The organism is Nocardia miyunensis NBRC 108239 (genome assembly GCF_001613065.1).
In the GTDB taxonomy this organism is placed as follows: Bacteria; Actinomycetota; Actinomycetes; order Mycobacteriales; family Mycobacteriaceae; genus Nocardia; species Nocardia miyunensis.
Map to the genome: position 1 here is coordinate 123240 of NZ_BDBQ01000040.1, position 19200 is coordinate 142439.

The following is a 19200-nucleotide window of genomic DNA, read 5'->3' on the forward strand; positions in this document are numbered from 1 at the left end:
AGGCCGACTCGAAGACGACAAGTTGAGTGGTATGTGCCGAGGTCTCCAGCGGCGTACCAGACACGACCGTGAGGGACTGACTCCGGACGGTACGACGACAGCGGGAGTGGCAGAGATGACCAAGCGTGGTTACGTTCGATTCTTCGACGAGTTCGGCATCGCGGATGTGGCGTCGGTGGGCGGAAAGAATGCCTCGCTCGGCGAGATGTATCGCTCACTGTCCGACGCGGGTGTACGGGTACCGAACGGCTTCGCGATCACCGCCGATGCCTACCGCGACATGCTGACCGCGGCCGATGCCTGGCAGCCACTCGCCGACATTTTGGACGGGCTCGATCCCGGCGAACTGCGCGACCTCGCACGACGTGGCCGACGCGCCCGCGAAATCGTCTACCGCGCAGGGCTTCCGGACATCCTCGTGCGGGAGGTGCTGCGCGGGTATCAGCGATTGCGGAACCAGTATGGTCCCGAGGTCGGTCTGGCGGTGCGAAGTTCGGCGACGGCAGAGGATCTTCCGACGGCCAGCTTCGCCGGGCAGCAGGAAACCTACCTCAATGTCCGGGGCGAGGAGCACCTGCTGGAGGCGGTTCGACGCTGCTTCGCGAGTTTGTTCACCGACCGGTCCATCCATTATCGCGTCGACCAGGGCTTCGACCATCTGAAGGTGGGCCTGTCGGTGGGTGTGATGAAAATGGTCCGCTCGGATCTCGCCTCGTCAGGGGTGATGTTCACCCTCGACACCGAATCCGGCTTCCGCGACGTCGTATTCATCACCGGCGCATACGGTCTCGGCGAGAACCTCGTACAGGGAGCCGTCGATCCCGACGAGTTCTATGTGCACAAGCCGACATTCGAGGCCGGACATCGGGTAGTGCTGCGGCGCAGGCTCGGCGACAAGGCGGTGAAGATGGTCTATCTCGAGGGGGAGACCGGCCGCACCACCCGAAACATTCCCACACCGCATGCCGATCGTGACCGGTTCTGCCTCTCCGACGACGAGGTACTCACCCTGACGGACTCGGCGTGCGCGATCGAACGGCACTACCGCCGGCCGATGGACATCGAATGGGCCAAAGACGGCATCGACGGTCAGCTGTACATCGTGCAGTCTCGGCCCGAGACCGTCGGCTCACGCCGGACGACGAACACTCTGGACAACTACGTGCTCGACGGCCGCGCGGAGATACTGACCGACGGGCGAGCGGTGGGGGAGAAGATCGCCACCGGCCGCGCCCGTCGCATCGACACGGTGGCGCAGCTGAATGAGTTCCGGCCAGGGGAGGTACTGGTAGCCGACACCACCACGCCGGATTGGGAGCCGGTGATGAAGACCGCCTCGGCGATCGTCACCAACCGGGGCGGGCGCACCTGCCATGCCGCGATTCTGTCCCGGGAGCTGGGAATTCCGGCGGTTGTCGGTACCGCGGAGGCCACCATCGTGATCCCGGCGGGCGAAGAGGTGACCGTGTCGTGCGCTGAGGGCGACACCGGGCGCATCTACCGCGGCGCCCTCGCCTTCCACGTCGAGCATCTGACGATCGCCGAACTTCCTCGTCCGCGCACACAGGTCATGGTCAATCTGGCCGATCCCGAACGCGCCTTCGCCACGGCGATGCTGCCCAACGACGGTGTCGGGCTGGCCCGGATGGAGTTCGTCATCATGGACTCGATCAAGGCGCACCCGCTGGCCCTGGTACATCCGGAACGAATCACCGACCCCGGCGTGCGAGCCCGGCTGGCGCGGCTGGTCCGCGGGTACGCCGACGGCGCCGACTACTTCGTGCAGCGATTGTCGGAGGGCATCGGAACCATCGCCGCGGCCTTCTGGCCCAAACCGGTCGTGGTCCGGATGTCGGACTTCAAGACCAACGAGTACGCGGGGCTGCTGGGTGGGCAAGACTTCGAGCCGCAAGAGGCGAATCCGATGCTCGGCTTCCGCGGTGCGTCCCGCTATGCGCACCCCGCCTACGCCGAGGGGTTCGCGCTGGAATGCGCGGCGATACGTCGCGTGCGGGAGAAGATGGGACTGACCACCGTGATCGTCATGCTGCCATTCGTACGCCGCGTCGCCGAGGCCGAGGCGGTCCTGGCGCGGATGGCCGAGCTCGGGCTGGCGCGCGGTGAGAACGGCCTGCAGATCTACGCTATGTGCGAGATACCGAACAACGTTGTACTGATCGACCGGTTCGCGAGGTTGTTCGACGGATTCTCCATCGGCTCCAATGATCTGGCCCAGCTCACGCTCGGCGTCGACCGGGACAGCGAGATCGTCGCGTTCGACTACGACGAACGTGATCCCGGAGTGCGGGAAATGATCCGGCTCGCCGTGGAAGGCTGCCGGCGCAACGGAATTCACTCCGGACTGTGCGGACAGGCGCCTTCGGACTACCCGGATATGGCCGAATTCCTCGTCGAACTCGGCATCGACTCCATCAGCCTCGATCCCGACACCTTGCTGACGACCACCAGGACCATCCTCGAGGCCGAGCAGCGCCGCGGTCCTGACTGCCGGCAGTCGGCGGCGGCTGATTCCGGCGAGCCGGTCCGGGCCGAGTCGCGGGGATCGTCATGACGATCCTCACTCTCACGATGAATCCGGCCATCGATATCCTCGCTCAGCCCGGTGAATCCTGATCGGAGACAACACGATGTCGCACACCCATCCCGATGCCGACACCCTGAGGTCCGCACTACAGCTGGCTGTGCGGGCCCCGTCGGTACACAACACCCAACCCTGGCAGTGGCGAGTCGGCGAGCAAACCGTACATCTGTACGCCGACCCTGCCCGCCGTCTCCCGCACACCGATCCCGATGGGCGCGACCTGCTGATCAGCTGTGGCGCGGCGTTGCATCATCTGTGCGCCGGCGTGCGGGCGTTCGGCTGGACGACTCGTGTGCACCGCCTGCCGAATCCCGCCGAGCCGGATCACCTGGCCGCTGTGGAATTCCGCCCCGAACCCCCGACGCCCGAGGCGATCCGCTTGGCGCAGGCCATCGAGAGGCGCCGCAGCGACCGCCGCCGGTATACCTCGTGGGAGGTCACCGGCTCGCACATCGCGGAACTCGTGGAGGTCGGCCAATCACACGGCGTGCTGGTACGCAATGTCGGAGGCGACTACGAACGCGCTCGGTTGCTGCGGGCGTTCGAACGAGCGGCCCAGGATCACGCCCGGGACTTCGAATACGGTGCCGAACTGCATCAATGGAGTGGCCGCCACGCCGCCGCGCAGGGCGTGCCCGCGCACAGCGCGGTGATATCCACCGACCCGACCGTACGGCGGTTCGCCGATCCCGGCCTACCGCAGGCAGTGCTCTGCGATATCGACGGCGAGGACTCGATGCTGCTGCTCAGCACCCCGGGAGACGAGCGGATATCGCAACTGCGCGCGGGGGAGGCCACCAGCGCGATAATGCTCACCGCCACGGTGATGGGCCTCGCGTCCTGCCCCCTGACCGAGCCGCTCGAGATCACCGCGACACGCGCCGCTGTGCGCTCGGAGGTGTTGCACGACAGCGGATTTCCGCAGATGATCATCCGGCTCGGCTGGGCGGCGCAGAGTGCCGACCCGCTCCCGGCCACTCCGAGACGTCCGATGGACCAGGTGATCCGGCCCCTGTGACTTCGGACCGAATCCCACCGGCCACACCGGATTCGGCTGTGGTCGCGCCGGTACACCTCGGCGCGACCAGCAATGCACGGTGAGTCGGGCCTTCGTCAGTTCCTGGAGACGAGCTGCAGGCGCCTCGGTGGCCGTCGTCCCCGGGCGCGGGCGAGCAGCACGGAGATCTCTGTTTCGATGCTCGCGGAGATCGTGTCGATGTCGGGTGTGCTGTCGTAGTCGGCGGTGATGCCGAAGATGAGTTGGTCGCGGTAGCTCAGGATCGCGATCGTGGTCCGCAGCCGCATCGCGGTGGGAATGCACGGCCATAGTTCGATGATCTCCCGGCCGCCCAGGGTCAATCGGTGGCGTGGCCCCGGGACGTTGGTCGCCAGCGTGCCGATCGCGCGCTGGGGGAAGTGGGTGACGACGCGCAGTGCGCTCGCGACGATCCCGGCCGGCAGCCGGCGGGCGAGCGTGAGCACGGATTTCTCTGCCTCGGCCTCGCCCCGGGTGCGGTGGTCGCGGATGCGGCGGTGTACGAGTGCGAGTCGGGTGCCCGGATCGTTCACATCGATCGGGAGTTCGGTGACTGTCGCTGAAATGCGGTTGTCCAGTATCTGTTTCGCATCTTTGGCTCGGGTGGATACGGGTATCACGACGCGCAGTTCCCCGGGGTGGGGAGTTTCGCCGCGAAGCAGTAGCAGGCGACGGTATGCCGCGGTGATGGCGGCGACCGCGACGTCGTTGACCGTCACTCCGAGGGCGGTGCAGATCTCCTGGACCTGCGGTAGTTCGGCTCGTGCCACCGCGTAGCGGCGCTGTTGCCCGATGGTGCCGTTCAGGGAGGATTCGGCGGTTGGCGCGATCGCTGAATACAGCACCGGGGCCAGCGCGCGGATGGTTCCGGCGGTGGCCAGTGGCACCGTCACCGGGAGTTCGAGGATGGCCTTCAGTCGATCGAAATATCCTGTGCGCCAGTGATTTCCCGGCCTCGTGCCGTGCTGGTGTGCCGTGCTGGGGCCGTCGCAGAAGTCTTCCAGGAGTGTGATGCCGGAGATCCCGTCGATCAATGTGTGGTGTGCGCGGAGGATCAGTGCCCAGCGGTCGTGGGCGAGGTGTTCGACGATCGTGATTCGCCAGAGCGGGTGATCGCGGTCGAGGCGTTCGGTGAGTTCGGTGGCGATCAGCTCACGCAGCTGTTGTTCGCCGCCGGGGCCGGGGAGTGCGGTCCGGCGGATGTGGTGTGCCAGAGCGAAGTGCGGATCGTCTTCCCATGTCGGTGCGCTCACGTCCAGGGGTGCGCGGCGCACGCTCTGTCGCAACCGTGCGTGGGATTCCAATCCTCTGTCGATCCAGATCCGCAGGTCCTGCGGGCTCGGTGCCGGGCCGTCGACTATCGCGGCCACTCCGATGGCCAGACTGACGTGGGGATCGGCATCCTCGAGTTCCAGGAAACCCAGCTCCAACGGTCCCAAATGTGTCATCGTGAGCACCTGCTCCCCGTGGCTGCCGCATCGGGAACCGAAGCCTACGAGAACAGCCACGCTTCACCATGACTTTCGCGCGTTCAGCGAGGACCAGGCGAGATGCCAAGGTAATCGGTCCAGAGGTCGTTCCTCCCCGGATCATCCCGGCCGCGCGAGATCCGTGGTCACCGCAGCGACGGAGCAGGAGACTCCATGGGCGCGATCATCGAGGGCCGGGATCCGCACAAGAATTTCGGGCACGTTCATGCCCTCGACGGGCTCGACCTCACCGTCGAGGAGGGCGAGATCCATGGCTTCCTCGGACCCGGCGGCGCGGGCAAGTCCACCAGCTTGCGTATCTTGCCGGGTGTTCTGCGCGCCACATCCGGCCGGCTCACGCTGATAGGCAGCGATCCCTGGGCCGACGCCGTGGCACTGCACCACCGGATCGCCTACGTGCCCGGTGATGTGGCGCTGTGGCCGTCGTTGACCGGAGGCGAGACCATCGACCCGCTCGGGCGGATGCGCGGTGGCATCGATACCCGACGCCTGGCAGAGCGGTTCGATCTGGACCCCCGCAAGAAGACGCGCTCCTACTCGAGTGTCACGCACCGCGATCACCGCCGAAATGGACAGCGGCCCAATCGATATCAGCGGCATCCCCGGAATCGAGAATCTGACCGTCGAAGGCTCGAACTCTGCACACCGGCGGCGGCGCGATGAGCGCGGGATGGGTGGCGGGAAGCGTTCGGGCGGCCGGGCTGTGCCGACGACGACGCGCACGGGGTGAGATGACATGGCCGCGTTACGATTTCCGCCCGGACGAGCCGGTCGCACATGGTTGCGCGAACGCTCGGCCGTGGCCGTCTCGGCGCTGTCGCTGCTGGAGAGCAAACGCGCGCTGCTCGAGGCGGAGTCACGACGGCTGCGCGCGCGCCAAGAGCGGACCGCACGGGACCTGGAGCTGGAAGAACGCGAGCGTGACGAGCGTGTCCAGACCCGTCGCGCCGGTAGGTGAATCCTCGCGGGGCCGATCGCTTCCGCCGGGTTTCCGGTGCGGGCTCGCATGGTGGGGCGCGGTGTGGCGTCGGAGGGGCTGGTTGTCGACCTGTGGCCCTAGTTCGCATCGAGGGAGTGGAGCACGCTGTGGTGGTGCGCGATGAACATCGGACGGGGCTCGTGATCGACTCTCGCGTCTTCGATGCGGTCATCTTCGATATGGACGGGGTAGTGACCGACAGCGCGTTGATTCACCAGGCGGCCTGGACGGAGCTGTTCGACACGTTCCTCGGCCCGCGCCGGGCGGTACCGGGGGAAGATCTGTCGCCGTTCACCGAGGACGATTACGAGCGGTTCGTCGATGGCAAGCCGCGCTACGACGGGGTCACGGATTTCCTTGCGGCGCGGGGCATATCACTGCCCCGCGGGGAGCGATCCGATCCGCCCGACGCGGTCACGGTGTGCGGTCTGGGCAACCGGAAAGACCTGCTGTTCCTTCGGCGAATCGCGAAAAACGGTGTCCCCGCGTTCGATTCCACCGTGGATCTGATCCGGAGCCTGCGCGCCGCGGGGATCGGCACGGCGGTCTTCTCCGCCAGCCGCAACTGCGTCGAGGTGCTGGCCGCAGCCGGTCTCGGTGATCTGTTCGGAGTCCGGATCGATGGAGTGGTCGCCGACGAACTCGGCCTGCGGGGCAAGCCGAATCCGGCGATGCTGCTCGAGGCCGCCCATCGGCTGCACGCTCAACCGGAGCGGACGGTGGTGGTCGAGGATGCCGAGGCGGGCGTGCGAGCGGGCCGCCGTGGTGGGTTCGGGCTGGTGATCGGCGTGGACCGAGTCGGGCACGCCGACCGGCTGCGTGCGGGAGGCGCCGACGAGATCGTCACCGATCTGGCCCAGGTGCGGCTACACACCGGGTTTCCCCGGATGTCGGAGGTTCCCGACGCGTTGGAATGCTGGCTGCGGATCGCGGACCGGCTGCAAACCGGGAAACCGGCTGTATTGCTGGATTTCGACGGCACACTGTCCGACATCGTGGACGATCCCGCGGCCGCGGTTCTTCGCGAGGATGCGGCGGATGTCCTGGTGAAACTGGCGCACCGGTGCCCGGTGGCCATCGTCAGTGGCCGTGAGCTGGACGATCTACGGGCCCGGGTGGGTGTGCCCGGTATCTGGTACGCAGGGTGCCACGGGTTCGAACTGATGGCCCCCGATGGCCGTCGGCACCCGCATTCGGCGGGCGCGTCCGCGCAAGCCGCTCTGGTCGGCGTGGCAGACCGACTCGACCGCGATCTGCGCGGCATCCCGGGGGTCGTGGTCGAGGACAAGCGCTTCGTCGTGGCCGTTCACCACCGCACCGTTCCCGAACAGTACGTCGCCGATGTCGTCGGCGCCGCACATCGCATCGGTCAGGCGGCCGGTCTGCGTGTCACGGCTGGACGCAAGGTCACCGAACTTCGTTCGCCGGTGCGCTGGGACAAAGGTCGCGCTGTCGACTGGATTCTGGAGCATCTCACCACGCCGGTCGTTCCCGTCTACGCAGGAGACGACCTGACGGACGAGGATGCGTTCGACGCGGTCGGCGCGGGCGGCATCACGGTATGTGTGCGTCACCGCGAGGCCGGTGACCGCCGGACCGCGGCCGAATTCGGCGTCGACGACCCGGACCGGATGCATGACCTGCTCGCCAGGCTCACCACCTTTCTCACCGAGGCGAACACCTCGGTCGCCCCGGAGTCGTGGATTCTGGCCTTCGACGGATACGACCCGTCCACCGAAAAGCTGCGCGAGGCACTGTGCAGCGTCGGCAACGGGTATCTGGGGGTACGCGGCGCCGCCCCGGATTCCAGGGCCGGCCCACACCACTATCCGGGCACCTATGCCGCGGGTATCTACAACCGCCTGCGCGATGAGATCGACGGACACGAGGTCGAGAACGAGAGCCTGGTGAACCTGCCGAACTGGTTGCCGGTGACCTGGCGCATCGACGGCGGCGACTGGTACGACGTCGACGCTGTCGAATTACTGTCGTACCGAATCGAATTCGACCTGCGATACGCCGTGCTGACCCGGAGCTTCCGTTTCCGCGATGCTGTCGGGCGAGTCACGGCGGTGCGCGAACGCCGGTTCGCGGCCATGCACGCACCGCACATCTGCGCACTCCGGCTCGAGATCACCGCCGAGAACTGGAGCGGGGTGTTGACGATTCGCTCCGGTATCGATACGGCCGTGCGGAACGAACTGGTGGAGCGTTACCGCGATCTGTCCGGATGCCACCTCGATGCCGCCGAGGTGGCCAGGCCCGCCCCCGATGCCGTCGTCACGGTTGTCCGCACCCGCCAGTCCGATATTCCGATCGCCACCGCGTCGCGGACCGCGGTGCACAAGCACGAGACCGGCCGTTCCGGTCCCTGGCGTGCGACCGCGGAATCCGGACTGTTCGGCCACCGGACCGATGTCGCGATGGCTGCGGGGGAGGCCGTGGCGGTGGACAAGCTGGCCACCCTGTTCACCGGCCGTGACCCCGCGGTCTCCACCCCCGCCGACCAGGCGTGGCGTGAACTCCGAGCCGTCGACGAGGTGGACACGCTGTTCGACCGTCACGTCCTGGCGTGGGAGCACCTGTGGGCGCGATTGCGAATAGACCTGGACACAAGCGCCTCTTCGGCGCGCACATTGCGGCTGCATCTGCTGCATCTGATCCAGACGCTGTCGCCGCATACCGAGGGCTTCGATGCCGGGGTTCCGGCGCGCGGCCTCAATGGCGAGGGGTATCGCGGCCATGTCTTCTGGGACGAACTCTTCGTTCTGCCGGTGCTGAACCTGCGATTCCCGTCGCTGACTCGGTCGTTGCTCGAATACCGTTACCGCAGGCTGCCCGAGGCCAGGCGCTCGGCTGCCGAAACAGGTTGCGCGGGTGCGCTTTTCCCATGGCAGTCCGGCAGCGACGGCAGAGAGGAAAGCCAGCGCCTGCATCTGAACCCCCGGTCGGGGCATTGGACTCCCGATCCGAGCCGGCGCGCCCACCACGCCGGAATCGCGGTGGCCTACAACGTGTGGCAGTACTACGAGGTCACCGGAGACCGCGAGTTCCTCGCCCGGACGGGCGCCGAACTCCTGGTGGAGATCGCGCGATTCTGGGCCGCCAGCGCCAGGTACGAGCGCGGCGACGACCGCTATCACATCCGCGGAGTGATCGGTCCCGACGAATTCCACTCGGGCTATCCGGACGCACCCGACGAGGGCATCGATGACAACGCCTACACCAACGTCATGGCCGCCTGGGTGATCCGGCGCGCACACGATGCGCTACGCCGGATCCCACCGCGGGTCCGCGCCGAACTCATGGAGTCGCTCGGGATCTCGCCGGAAGAGCCTCGACGCTGGAGTTCGGTCGCCGACCTCATGTACGTCCCCTTCCATGACGGGGTGATCAGTCAGTTCGCCGGGTACGACCACTTGTCCGAACTGGACTGGCCCGCCTATCGGCAACGCTACGGCGACATCGGTCGCCTGGATCGCATTCTCGAGGCCGAGGGTGATGATGTGAACCGCTATCGCGTCGCCAAGCAGGCGGACGTCCTGATGCTCTTCTACCTGCTCTCGGCTGATGAGCTTCGAGAACTGCTGGGACACATGGGGTATCGGCTGCCACCCGAGATGATCCCGCGCACGATCGAGTACTACCGGTCCCGGACCTCGCATGGCTCGACATTGAGTGCGGTGGTGCATTCCTGGGTAACGGCACGGGCCAACCGCGATCAGGCTGTGCGGTTCTTCGATATGGTGCTCAACTCCGATATCCACGACATCCAGGGCGGAACCACGGCCGAAGGCATCCACCTCGCTGCCATGGCCGGAAGCATCGATCTGCTCCAGCGATGTTTCACGGGCCTGGAGTTCCGCGCTGGTCGGCTGATCTTCAATCCGCGCTGGCCTCGGGCTCTCGGGCAGCTGAACTTTCCGATGATCTATCGCGGTCACCATCTGGCTGTGCGTATCGCTTCCGACATCCTCGAGGTCGCCTCCGAGCCGGGCATCGCGCCCGCGCTCACCATCGAATTCGACAACCACCGGCACAGGCTCTCGGCGGGTGGCACGATCCGGCTGTCGATCCCGGCTACCCCGGTGGCGCAGGGGTGAGGTTCTCGTACATCCGCAGCGCTCTCGCCGCGGTGTATTCCAGTGGTCCCGTGGTGTCCAGGACTATGGCGCCGGGCCAGGCCGCGCGATCGCCTGCCATGGCTTCGGCGACGGCCGATGTGGCATCGGATTCGGAGCCGGTCCGTGCCGCGATGCGGGAATGTGCGAGTGACCGCGGTGCGCTACAACATATTTCGATCAGCTCCGAGGTCGTATCGGATGCGATCCGGTATGCCCGGCGACGTTCAGCGTCGTCGATCCAGCTGGCATCGAGAACGACCGACCGTCCTGCTGCGAGAAAGGTCTGTGCCTCCGCCCGCATGACGGAGTAGACATGTTCGCGGGCTGCGGGAGCGTACAGGCCGCGGCCGTACTCCCCAGTCTCACCGGCCAGGACACCGTCTGCTCGTGCGACGGCGCGAATATGGTCGCTGGACAACAGGATCGCACCGGTGGCATCGGCCAGGCCCCGGGCGACGGTCGACTTTCCGGTGCCGGGCAGGCCCCCGATCAGCACCAGCCGGACCGCGCCCGACCTCAGATGCCGCAACGCGAGATCGACGTGTGCGCGGGCACCCTCGGCAGCATCGAGCGCTCCTTGACCGTGCCGAACGCAGTCGACCTTGGCACGCACACATGCCCGGTAGGCGATGTAGTGGTGGCGCAGCGACGAAGGCGCCGGATCGTGGGTGGTGCGCAGGTAGTCCTCGACGAATTCCGTGGCCGGCTCGGGCTGCCCGAGCCGTTCCAGGTCCATAGCGAGAAAGCAGATGTCGTCGAGCCGATCGACGTATCGGAGTTCGTCGTCGAAGTCGAGACAATCGATGACTCGCAGGCCTTCGTCGGTGACGAAGATGTCATCGGCGCGGAGGTCGCCGTGACCGTCGACGATACGTCCGGCGGCGATGCGCTGGTCGAACAGTGGCTTACGCCCGGCGAGGTAGCGCATCGCCGACTCGGTGAGACGGCGGACCGCGGTCGGCTCGATCGGTGGGCATCGGAGTCCGGACAGCAGCGACAGCCACCGGTCACGCACCGTGTCCACGGCTGCGGCTCGGTCGATTTCGGGCCCGGTGGGCGCTCGGTCGTGCCAGGCGGCCACCTGGCGCACGAGATGCCGCAGGACATCGCGGACGGCAGCGGGGTCGTCCAGACGTCGGGACAGGCGGGTGGCGTCGGGTAACCGGCGCATCACCAAGACCGGTTCTCTCGTTCCCGTGACCGGATCCTCGAGGTGCGCTATCCCCAGATAGACCTCGGGAGCGAATCGCCTGTTCAGTTCGAGCTCGCGGGTGCACGCGGCTTCCCGCGCGGAATATGTGGAGAAGTCGAGAAAGTCGGTCAGCACCGGCTTTTTGACCTTGTAGGCTCGATTTTCGAGCAGCACCACCACTGCCGAGTGCGTCTCGGCGACGCGGGCATAGGGCTCGGTGATGTCCATCGTTTACAGCGTGGCCGACCCGCGTCGGCTTCGTGATGGGCGAAGGTCACTCGACCGTGGACCATGCGGCCCGGCCGCAAGGCAGGTGACCTGCGAAGGCGGCCGATACCCCGAGCGCAGTCCACCGGTGACCAGTGTCACCGCCGGGTGCAGACTCGATGCCCTGTGGGCACGGCACATGGCGAACGATTCGAGCACAGATGACTTGTGGCTCTGGGGCTTCGCGTGATCGTCCGGTTGGCTCGAATGATCGAGGTATTCGACCACAGGAGGCGACTCGTCATGTATGCCCGCGATATCTTCAGCCGTCCGGTGGTGACGGTCCAGCCGCGGACGTCGCTGCGCGATGCGGCGGCACTGCTGAGCGAACATGGTTTCGCCGCCCTGCCGGTGGTCGATGACGAGGATCATGTCGTCGGGATGTTGTCGGAGTCCGATGCTCTCGTGGCCGATGATTCGCAGCTCGGCGTCACTGTCGATACGGTGATGTCCGTTCCGGTGGAGGTCATCGAGCCGGGCACCGATACGTCGTCGATCGCCGCCCGCATGCTCGCACTGCATATGCGCTCGATGCCGGTCGTCGAGGCCGGAGTGCTCGTAGGCATCGTCGCGCGCCGTGACCTGTTGCGTGCGCTGATCCGTGATGACGCCACGATAGAAGCGGAAGTTCGCGCGCGGCTGGACAATTACGCCGGCAGCCGACGGCAGTGGTCCGTTACCGTCGCAGACGGTCGTGCGAGCATCCGAGGACGATTCGCCGACTCGGCCGAGGAGCGAACCGTGTCGGCACTCGCCATGACCGTCGACGGCGTCGACGAAGCGGCAACCGGTCCCGAGACGCCGGCGCGGTCGACCAGCGCCGCACCGCCCCTGTCGGAGTGGTTGCAGCGCAAGGCGGATGAGGCCATCGGCTAGGCACTGCGCCGAGGCTCAGGTCTCGCTATGTCCGGTCGAGGTCAAGATTTGTCGGACGGTGTCCAGGACCGCGGGGACCGCGGCTTCGACGGGCGCGGAAAGGCCGGGGCCGGGGCCGAGATTCTCGGCCTCGACAGTGATCACGACGAGTTCGCGCGGCAGCCGGTCCAGTGCCCGGCCCAGTGGGATCGCATCTCGCAGGCCGAGTGTGTGGGAACTGGTAGCCGTGACGCCGGTGAGGGTCTGGATCGAGGTGCGCCGGATGCGTCCGGGGTCGGAGGGCTGGCACAGGACGGCGTCGATGACGATGGCCAGGTCGGTATCCGCCCAGCTGTCGAGCAATCTGGTGGGTTCGCCGTCGCACACGGTGACGCGGACTCCTGGGATGGCCAATTTGTCGAGCTCACGCGCCGCGATGACGCCGATCGCGTCGTCACGGCGGTATTCGTTGCCGATTCCGATCACGACGGCGCGGGGTCGGGTCATCGATGCTCCAGTTCGAGTCGCAGGAAATGTGCCGCGCAGGAGGTGCACGGGTCGCAGGGTGTAGCGGGCCGGCGACCCGGCGCGGATGTGCCTACTGTGCTGCGCCATCGGCTTTCCGCTGGTCGAATTCGGGTGCGGCGGCGGCGAATGTGTGGAATACCCGGTCGATTTCGGTCGCGGACATACCGTTGATGCGCAGAATGGGAAGCAGCGCACCGATATTCGGATCGGCCATGGGGCCGAAGCAGCCGTAACACCCGCGGTGGTAGGCCGGGCACAGCGCACCGCATCCGGCGTGTGTGACCGGGCCGAGGCACGGGATCCCCTCCGCCACGGTCACGCAGGTGGTGCCGCGTCGCTTGCACTCGGTGCAGACGCTGGTGTTCGGAATGTCGGGTGTTCGTCCCGCAAGCAGGGATTGCAGGACGTTCAGGAGTTGGCGGCGGTCGATCGGGCAGCCGCGAAGCTCGAAATCGACTGGCACGTGGGCGGATATCGGTGTCGATTCCGCCAGGGTCGCGATGTGCTCGGGACTGGCGTAGACGAGGGAGGTGAATTCGGCGACATCGGCGAAATTCCGCAGGGCCTGAATGCCGCCGTGGGTAGCGCACGCGCCGATGGTGACCAGAATTCTCGACTGCTCCCGGATCTCGGTGATCCGGCGCAGATCGGCGGGTGTCGTGATCGACCCTTCGACCAGGGAGATGTCGTAGGGCCCCGGTTCGACCTCGCTCGAGGCTTCCAGGAAATGCGCGATATGGACCTTGGCCGCGAGCATGAGCAGCTCGTCTTCGCAGTCGAGCAGGGTGAGCTGGCAGCCGTCGCAGGAGGTGAATTTCCATACCGCCAGGGTCGGGATGTCCATCACAACTCCCGTACGGCCAGTAGCGGTTCGGCGGTCGCGTAATCTACCACCGGACCGTCGCGGCAGATCAGCAACGGCCCCAGTTGGCAGTGACCGCAGCGCGCGACGCCGCATTGCATGTTGCGCTCCAACGAGATTCGGATGTCCGCGGCCGCAACGCCGTTGCGTCGCAGGCTCTGCGCGCAGAATCGCATCATCGTCTCCGGCCCGCACAGGAAGGCGGTGGTGCGCTCGGGAATCAAGCGCAACCGGGCCAGAGGTTCGGTGACGAATCCGACCTGCCCGGTCCATCCGGGCGCGGGACGGTCGACGGTCTGGTACAACTCGATCGCTCCGGTCTCGGCCCACCGGGACTGGTCGCGGCGGAACAGGATGTCGGTCGGCGTGCGGGCACCGCTGATCAGCACGAGCCGCCGAAACTCGGCGCGGGCCGACAGGGCGGCCAGCACCAGCGGCCGCAGCGGCGCCAGTCCGACACCGCCGCCGACGATCACCAGCTCACGCCCGGTCGCCGACTCGGGTTCCCAGCCGATCCCGAACGGTCCGCGTACTCCGATGCGGCCGCCGATGGGAGTGTCGTGCAGCGCGCGGCTGATCGGGCCGACCGCACGAATGGTGTGTTCGAGCAAATCGTCTGTGGCGGAAGGATCTCCGCTGATCGACACGGCGATGTCGCCGACGCCCCAGCGGTAGAGCATCATGAACTGTCCCGCCCGGAAAGGCTGTGCCGCATGCCGAATCGGTTCCAGCAGGAGCGTGACGGTGTCGCGGTTCTGCTGGGCACGGGCCACAACCCGATACGGCAGCATGGTGTCGGTGCTGACCGATGCCGCGCGAGGCGCGGTGATCACGAGCGATCACCGCTGTCGGACAGTGCGGTGCCGGGGGCGGCGTCGGCCGGATTCCGATAGAGATCGAGCAGCCGGGCACGGGTCCCCTGTAGTCGCTCCAGCACGGCATGGAACGCGATGGTGAGCAGCGTCCGGCCGAATACCGGATCCCTGGACGCCAACTCGATCAGTGTTGCGGCGTCGAATTCGATCGCTTCGACCGGCGCGAGGACCCTGGCGTCGAATCGCCAGCGGTAGGGAGGCGCGAGCCAGGACCAGCCGAGTAGCTCACCGCTGGTGAGTGTCTGCACGGCGATGTCGCCGCGACCGGGGATGTGCGTGTCGAGACTGATCAGGCCGCTGCGGATCAGCCAGCAGCGGTCTGCGGCTCGTCCCTCGGTGATCACCCGCAGGCCTGTCGGCAGGGTGACATCGCGCCCGGCCGTGGCCAGGATGGTCAACTCGTCTTCGGTCAGTCCGGCCAGATCTGGGAAGACCGAAAGGTCCTCAACCGTCGTCATCGGTGGTTCCCGGACGGAGTTCGGCCAACCGGGCGACCTCGGCGGTGATATCGATGCCGGCCGGGCACCATGCGATGCAGCGGCCACAACCCACGCATCCGGAGCTGCCGAACTGGTCGTACCAGGTGCTCAGCTTGTGGCTGAGCCACTGCCGGTATCGGCTCGCACCCGACTGTCGGACGCTGCCGCCGTGCAGGTACGAGAAGTCGGGCTCGAAACACGACGCCCAGCGCTGCCACCGCTCGGCATGGTCGCCGGTTAGGTCGGTGACGTCTTCGGTGGTGGTGCAGAAACACGTCGGGCACACCATGGTGCAGTTGGCGCAGGTGAGGCAGCGGCTGGCCACATCGTCCCAGTGCGGTGATTCGAGGGAATCGCGGATCAGTGCCCGCAGATCGAGGTCGGGCATCGCCCGTCCCATCCGGCTCGCGGCCGAAGCGACAGCGTCCCGCGCGCGGGCGATGTCGGTGGCGGCAGCGGTGGATGGTCTTACCGCCGTGAGGATTTCGGCTCCGGCGTCGGTGCCGATGTCGACCACGAATCGGTGACCGGCGGAATCGATGAGTTCGGTGAGGGCCAAATCGAATCCGGTCGACACTCCGGGGCCGGTGCCCATGGAGGCGCAGAAGCACACGGTGCTGGGTTCGGTGCAGTTGACCGCGACCAGGAACGGCCGCCGACCGGCGGGGGAGGATCGGTCCGGGTACACCGCATCACCCAGGACGTGTTCCAGGATGCCCATGGCCGCCAGATCACAGCCGCGTACGCCCAGGAATGCGGTGGGAACCGTGGATCGTGGGGCGGATTCGACCGTCAGATCGGGTTCGATGTCGCCGAGTTTGCGGTGTGGTGGATGCAGGAACTGCTTCCAGGAGCTGGGTCCCGCGCAGTGTGCGAATACCGCGTCGTCCTCGCGCTGTCGTACCCGGTAGCGGCCCGGGGCCGTCTCGACGCCCCAGCCTGCCGGCAGTTGCGCGCCGGACTCGAGCACATCCAGAATGATCGCGCCGTCACGCAGTACCGGGCCGATGACGCGAAGCCCGCGGTCGTGCAGCACATCGACCAGGCGGTCCAGGCCCGGCCGGTCGATCGTGGCAGTGTCTCCAGGAATCATCGTCGGGCTCGGTTCATCGAGGAAGTCGCCGTCGGCGTCACCGGGGATGGGAAAGTAACGCCGACCGAAACGAGTCTGCCGCGTGAGCCGACCCGGGTGCGAGAGACGAAGGTCACCGCTCGAGGGGTAGCGCGGCGGTGTTCGGCGGGGACTGCGTTCGGATCACGCGTTGGCTGAGCTGGGGGTCGTTGTCAGGTCTTCGGCCATGATGAGGTTGTGGGCCTGCTGAGCGGCACGAGACCGCTGCCGGGTGTCGAGTCCGTCCGGAGGCGATTCCATCAACGCCCGGGACAGCACGGCCACAGCGTCACCGAGTAGCCGGAGCCGGTGTTCGAGCCCGGAATGCTCGATGGTTTCGTCCGCCATTTCCGGGGCCGGGAGGTGTGCTGTCGTGCCGCGCAGGAGATCGCACAGATGGATCGGAAGTACGGCGAAGACATGATCGAGTTGGCCTGGTGAGCAAAGATCGGTGAGCGCGTCGGTCACCGCGCTCGCCAAGCCGGGCACTTCCCGAGTCGACACATTGGCTTCGTGTGCGAACTGGTGCACGAACGCGCCGGTGCTGTGATCTGCGGTACGAGCAGGAATCCAGCTCTCGTAGTAGAGGCCACGAATCAATTCCGGCAGCTGCGCTGTGAGGTGTGCCGATCCGGGAACGCCGATGCGGTCTCTGATGGCGTGCAGCCAGGCTCTCAGGACGCGGTAGGCGAAATGATGATCTTCGGTGCCGATCGCCTGCGCGACCGCGTTGAGCCAATGGTGTGCAGTGTGCACGGTGGGTGCGAAAGGATCGTTGGAATGGGACATGTCTGTCAGCATCGGCCGCGGTCAGTTTCCCTCGGTAGGGCCGGAGGTCCCGGTCCGCGCATGATCCGAATGATGTCGGCAGGGCAGGGCCGGCAGGCCCGGCGAACTGGTGAAACGGTACGTGTGTCGGGGTCGAACGGCCCTATCACCGGATGAGGTGACTCGCGAGGATCGGTGCTGTGGCCCGCGCGAGGAAGAGGTGCTGATCGTGCATGCGAAACCGGGAAACTGGCTGGTGGCGCAGGGGCGCTGTGTCGATGGCGTCGTCCGCCGCGGATTGATCGAGGAGGTGCACGGAGAGGATGGTGCACCACCGTACCTGGTGCACTGGTCCGACACCGGGCATCGGGCCCTGGTGTTTCCAGGTCCGGATTCGTACGTGCTCAAAGCCGACGAACTGCTCGAGGCACGGCCCGACCTCCGTGGGCGGTCATCTTCCCAACCAGTCGCTGAGAAGGCGGCGGATAGAACGACCAGTGGCGTGTGACGTACGCGTCTGAACTTCGCAGCACTAGAGCTTGTAACCGATGTGGCGCAACAGTTGTCTGCGGTCACTCTGGTCGGCCGGGCTTTCCACGCCCAGCGGCGGAGGACCGTCGATGACGCCGACGATGCCGCGCCCGAGACTGTTCTCGGCGATCACGATCTGGACGGGATTGGCTGTCGCGCAGAAGATTGTGCACACCTCGGGGACATGGCGTATCGCATTGAGCACATTGACCGGGTGACCTTCACGCAGGAATATGACGAAGCAGTGACCGGCACCGATAGCCATCGCGTTGCGGGTGGAGAGGTCGACGAGATCGGCGTCGTTACCGGAATGCCGAATCAATCGAGGCCCGGACGCTTCGCAGAACGCCAGCCCGAAGCGCAATTGGGGGCCGGTCCCGACGAGCGCCTCGTGCAAATCGTCGACGGTCTTGATGAAATGCGATTGCCCGACTATTACGTCGAGGTCGTCGGGCTTGTCGATGGGTACTGTGCTGAACTCCATGCTGCTGATGCTGCGGTGCGCCGGTCCGCTACACCAGGGCAGATCGGCTCTTGATTTCGGGAGGAATCGAGTGCCCCCCGATTCTCCGAGCGCCCGCCGGTTACTGTTTCGGCGGGTGCACGACCATGACGGGGCAGTGCGCGGGGTCGAAATCGCGGTACGGGCGATAAAGGGGGTCTTTCGTCCTTCAGCAGGGCCGCCGATACCTTCCGAATTCCGACCGTGCGGGTGACATTCGGCCGTGCTGGGCGGCGTGTGCGCGGGCAATGCTGAGATTCGGGGCCTTCGCGCCGGGAAGCAGCGGACACAGGCGATATGTGCGGAAAACCTTTGTGGCATCGGAGGACAGGAGAAGATTCATCATGTACGCGCGTGATATTCTCAGTCGTCCCGTGGTGACGGTACAGCCGCAGACTCCGCTCCGGGAGGCGGTCGCGCTGTTGACCGAGCACGGTTTCGCAGCGCTTCCGGTGGTCGATGACGGGGAGCATGTGCTGGGCATGTTCTCCGAGGCCGACGCTCTCGCCGCGGAAAGTACGCATACCGGGGCGAACGTGGCGGCGGTTATGTCGGTTCCGGCCGACGTGGTCGAACCCGGCACACTCGTCGGCGTCATCGCGGCCCGCATGCTGGCATTGCATCGGCGGTCCATGCCGGTGGTGGAGGCCGGGGTGCTGGTCGGCATCGTGGCCCGGCGCGATCTGCTGCGCGCACTGATCTGCGACGACGCCGCGATCGAATCGAAAGTCCGTGCCCGGCTGGATAATTACCTCGGCAGCCGCAGACAGTGGGCCGTCGCTGTAGCCGACGGCCACGTGAGTATCCGGGGTCCGTTCGCCGACGCCGCCGAGCAGCGCACCGTCTCTGCGCTGGCGATGACCGTGGAGGGGGTCGAAGAGGTGCGTACCTTGCCCGACCCGCCGCCTCCGGGTGGGGCGGTGCCGTCGTCGGAAAGGCTGCAGCGCGAGGCCGACCGAACTGTCGGATGAGCACGTCGGGCTGCCCAGGATCCGGGGC

The 19200-nt window shown here is 66.5% G+C and carries 16 protein-coding genes and 1 pseudogene; 8 read left to right on the plus strand and 9 right to left on the minus strand.

What is annotated here, in order from left to right:
* Positions 1 to 115 precede the first annotated feature (115 nt).
* Entirely contained in the window at positions 116 to 2572 is a 2457-nt protein-coding gene (gene ppsA, locus NM2_RS17660) for a phosphoenolpyruvate synthase (RefSeq protein ID WP_067669908.1), read from the plus strand.
* A 76-nt stretch (positions 2573 to 2648) separates the two neighbouring features.
* The gene (locus tag NM2_RS17665) at positions 2649 to 3620 is read left to right on the plus strand and encodes an Acg family FMN-binding oxidoreductase (RefSeq protein WP_067669910.1); all 972 of its coding nucleotides are present in this window, start codon (positions 2649 to 2651) and stop codon (positions 3618 to 3620) included.
* Positions 3621 to 3715: 95 nt separating this feature from the next.
* On the opposite strand, the gene NM2_RS17670 is transcribed toward NM2_RS17665, so the two are convergent.
* The gene (locus tag NM2_RS17670) at positions 3716 to 5086 is read right to left on the minus strand and encodes a wax ester/triacylglycerol synthase family O-acyltransferase (protein ID WP_067669998.1); all 1371 of its coding nucleotides are present in this window, start codon (positions 5084 to 5086) and stop codon (positions 3716 to 3718) included.
* 195 nt (positions 5087 to 5281) lie between these two features.
* Between NM2_RS17670 and NM2_RS17675 the strand changes: the two are divergent.
* From NM2_RS17675 to otsB, 3 genes and pseudogenes are all read left to right on the plus strand, one after another.
* Positions 5282 to 5668 (plus strand): annotated as a pseudogene (locus tag NM2_RS17675) (ATP-binding cassette domain-containing protein); the annotation flags it as partial.
* Positions 5669 to 5864: 196 nt separating this feature from the next.
* Positions 5865 to 6086, plus strand: a complete 222-nt coding sequence (locus NM2_RS49095; protein ID WP_157121148.1) for a hypothetical protein — start codon at positions 5865 to 5867, stop codon at positions 6084 to 6086.
* A gap of 128 nt (positions 6087 to 6214) precedes the next feature.
* Positions 6215 to 10210: a trehalose-phosphatase gene (gene otsB, locus NM2_RS17680; protein ID WP_067670000.1), complete on the plus strand. Its 3996-nt coding sequence runs from the start codon at positions 6215 to 6217 to the stop codon at positions 10208 to 10210.
* On the opposite strand, the gene NM2_RS17685 is transcribed toward otsB, so the two are convergent.
* On the minus strand, positions 10188 to 11651 hold the full coding sequence (locus NM2_RS17685) for a bifunctional aminoglycoside phosphotransferase/ATP-binding protein (RefSeq protein WP_067669912.1): 1464 nt from the start codon (positions 11649 to 11651) through the stop codon (positions 10188 to 10190). The genes otsB and NM2_RS17685 overlap by 23 nt on opposite strands.
* A 282-nt stretch (positions 11652 to 11933) precedes the next feature.
* Here NM2_RS17685 and NM2_RS17690 point away from each other — a divergent pair, with 282 nt between their 5' ends.
* Positions 11934 to 12566 carry a CBS domain-containing protein gene (locus NM2_RS17690; RefSeq protein ID WP_084531186.1) on the plus strand — a complete coding sequence of 211 codons (633 nt, stop codon included), beginning with the start codon at positions 11934 to 11936 and terminating at the stop codon, positions 12564 to 12566.
* 15 nt (positions 12567 to 12581) lie between these two features.
* Here the strand turns inward: NM2_RS17690 and NM2_RS17695 are convergent, their stop codons facing one another.
* The 6 genes from NM2_RS17695 to NM2_RS17720 all read right to left on the minus strand — a co-directional run bounded on the left by NM2_RS17695 (position 12582) and on the right by NM2_RS17720 (position 17189).
* Positions 12582 to 13052 (minus strand): hydrogenase maturation protease, encoded by a 471-nt coding sequence (locus NM2_RS17695; protein WP_067669916.1) that lies wholly within the window; start codon positions 13050 to 13052, stop codon positions 12582 to 12584.
* A gap of 91 nt (positions 13053 to 13143) precedes the next feature.
* Positions 13144 to 13917, minus strand: a complete 774-nt coding sequence (locus NM2_RS17700; protein WP_067669918.1) for an NADH-quinone oxidoreductase subunit B family protein — start codon at positions 13915 to 13917, stop codon at positions 13144 to 13146.
* Positions 13917 to 14726 (minus strand): FAD/NAD(P)-binding protein, encoded by an 810-nt coding sequence (locus tag NM2_RS17705; RefSeq protein ID WP_067670002.1) that lies wholly within the window; start codon positions 14724 to 14726, stop codon positions 13917 to 13919. The genes NM2_RS17700 and NM2_RS17705 overlap by 1 nt, the downstream gene beginning before the upstream one ends.
* Before the next feature lie 38 nt (positions 14727 to 14764).
* Positions 14765 to 15268: a Crp/Fnr family transcriptional regulator gene (locus tag NM2_RS17710; protein ID WP_067669920.1), complete on the minus strand. Its 504-nt coding sequence runs from the start codon at positions 15266 to 15268 to the stop codon at positions 14765 to 14767.
* The gene (locus tag NM2_RS17715) at positions 15255 to 16382 is read right to left on the minus strand and encodes a 4Fe-4S dicluster domain-containing protein (protein ID WP_067669922.1); all 1128 of its coding nucleotides are present in this window, start codon (positions 16380 to 16382) and stop codon (positions 15255 to 15257) included. Before NM2_RS17715 ends, NM2_RS17710 begins: the two co-directional genes overlap by 14 nt.
* 162 nt (positions 16383 to 16544) lie before the next feature.
* Positions 16545 to 17189, minus strand: coding sequence for a DUF2267 domain-containing protein (locus NM2_RS17720; RefSeq protein ID WP_067670004.1), 645 nt, complete (start codon positions 17187 to 17189; stop codon positions 16545 to 16547).
* A 208-nt stretch (positions 17190 to 17397) separates the two neighbouring features.
* Here NM2_RS17720 and NM2_RS17725 point away from each other — a divergent pair, with 208 nt between their 5' ends.
* Positions 17398 to 17676, plus strand: coding sequence for a DUF1918 domain-containing protein (locus NM2_RS17725; protein WP_067670006.1), 279 nt, complete (start codon positions 17398 to 17400; stop codon positions 17674 to 17676).
* Positions 17677 to 17700: 24 nt separating this feature from the next.
* Here the strand turns inward: NM2_RS17725 and NM2_RS17730 are convergent, their stop codons facing one another.
* Complete coding sequence (locus NM2_RS17730) at positions 17701 to 18183, minus strand: adenosine-specific kinase (RefSeq protein ID WP_067669924.1); 483 nt, start codon at positions 18181 to 18183, stop codon at positions 17701 to 17703.
* A 362-nt stretch (positions 18184 to 18545) separates the two neighbouring features.
* Between NM2_RS17730 and NM2_RS17735 the strand changes: the two genes are divergently transcribed.
* On the plus strand, positions 18546 to 19172 hold the full coding sequence (locus NM2_RS17735; protein WP_067669926.1) for a CBS domain-containing protein: 627 nt from the start codon (positions 18546 to 18548) through the stop codon (positions 19170 to 19172).
* Positions 19173 to 19200: the final 28 nt, after the last annotated feature.

What these genes read in the sequence shown, in the direction of transcription:
- ppsA (WP_067669908.1), top strand. Translation starts at nt 116, where the DNA reads ATGACCAAGCGTGGTTACGTTCGATTCTTCGACGAGTTCGGCATCGCG.
- NM2_RS17665 (WP_067669910.1), top strand. Translation starts at nt 2,649, where the DNA reads ATGTCGCACACCCATCCCGATGCCGACACCCTGAGGTCCGCACTACAG.
- NM2_RS17670 (WP_067669998.1), bottom strand. Translation starts at nt 5,086, where the DNA reads ATGACACATTTGGGACCGTTGGAGCTGGGTTTCCTGGAACTCGAGGAT.
- NM2_RS49095 (WP_157121148.1), top strand. Translation starts at nt 5,865, where the DNA reads ATGGCCGCGTTACGATTTCCGCCCGGACGAGCCGGTCGCACATGGTTG.
- NM2_RS17685 (WP_067669912.1), bottom strand. Translation starts at nt 11,651, where the DNA reads ATGGACATCACCGAGCCCTATGCCCGCGTCGCCGAGACGCACTCGGCA.
- NM2_RS17690 (WP_084531186.1), top strand. Translation starts at nt 11,934, where the DNA reads ATGTATGCCCGCGATATCTTCAGCCGTCCGGTGGTGACGGTCCAGCCG.
- NM2_RS17695 (WP_067669916.1), bottom strand. Translation starts at nt 13,052, where the DNA reads ATGACCCGACCCCGCGCCGTCGTGATCGGAATCGGCAACGAATACCGC.
- NM2_RS17700 (WP_067669918.1), bottom strand. Translation starts at nt 13,917, where the DNA reads ATGGACATCCCGACCCTGGCGGTATGGAAATTCACCTCCTGCGACGGC.
- NM2_RS17705 (WP_067670002.1), bottom strand. Translation starts at nt 14,726, where the DNA reads ATGCTGCCGTATCGGGTTGTGGCCCGTGCCCAGCAGAACCGCGACACC.
- NM2_RS17710 (WP_067669920.1), bottom strand. Translation starts at nt 15,268, where the DNA reads ATGACGACGGTTGAGGACCTTTCGGTCTTCCCAGATCTGGCCGGACTG.
- NM2_RS17715 (WP_067669922.1), bottom strand. Translation starts at nt 16,382, where the DNA reads ATGATTCCTGGAGACACTGCCACGATCGACCGGCCGGGCCTGGACCGC.
- NM2_RS17720 (WP_067670004.1), bottom strand. Translation starts at nt 17,189, where the DNA reads ATGTCCCATTCCAACGATCCTTTCGCACCCACCGTGCACACTGCACAC.
- NM2_RS17730 (WP_067669924.1), bottom strand. Translation starts at nt 18,183, where the DNA reads ATGGAGTTCAGCACAGTACCCATCGACAAGCCCGACGACCTCGACGTA.
- NM2_RS17735 (WP_067669926.1), top strand. Translation starts at nt 18,546, where the DNA reads ATGTACGCGCGTGATATTCTCAGTCGTCCCGTGGTGACGGTACAGCCG.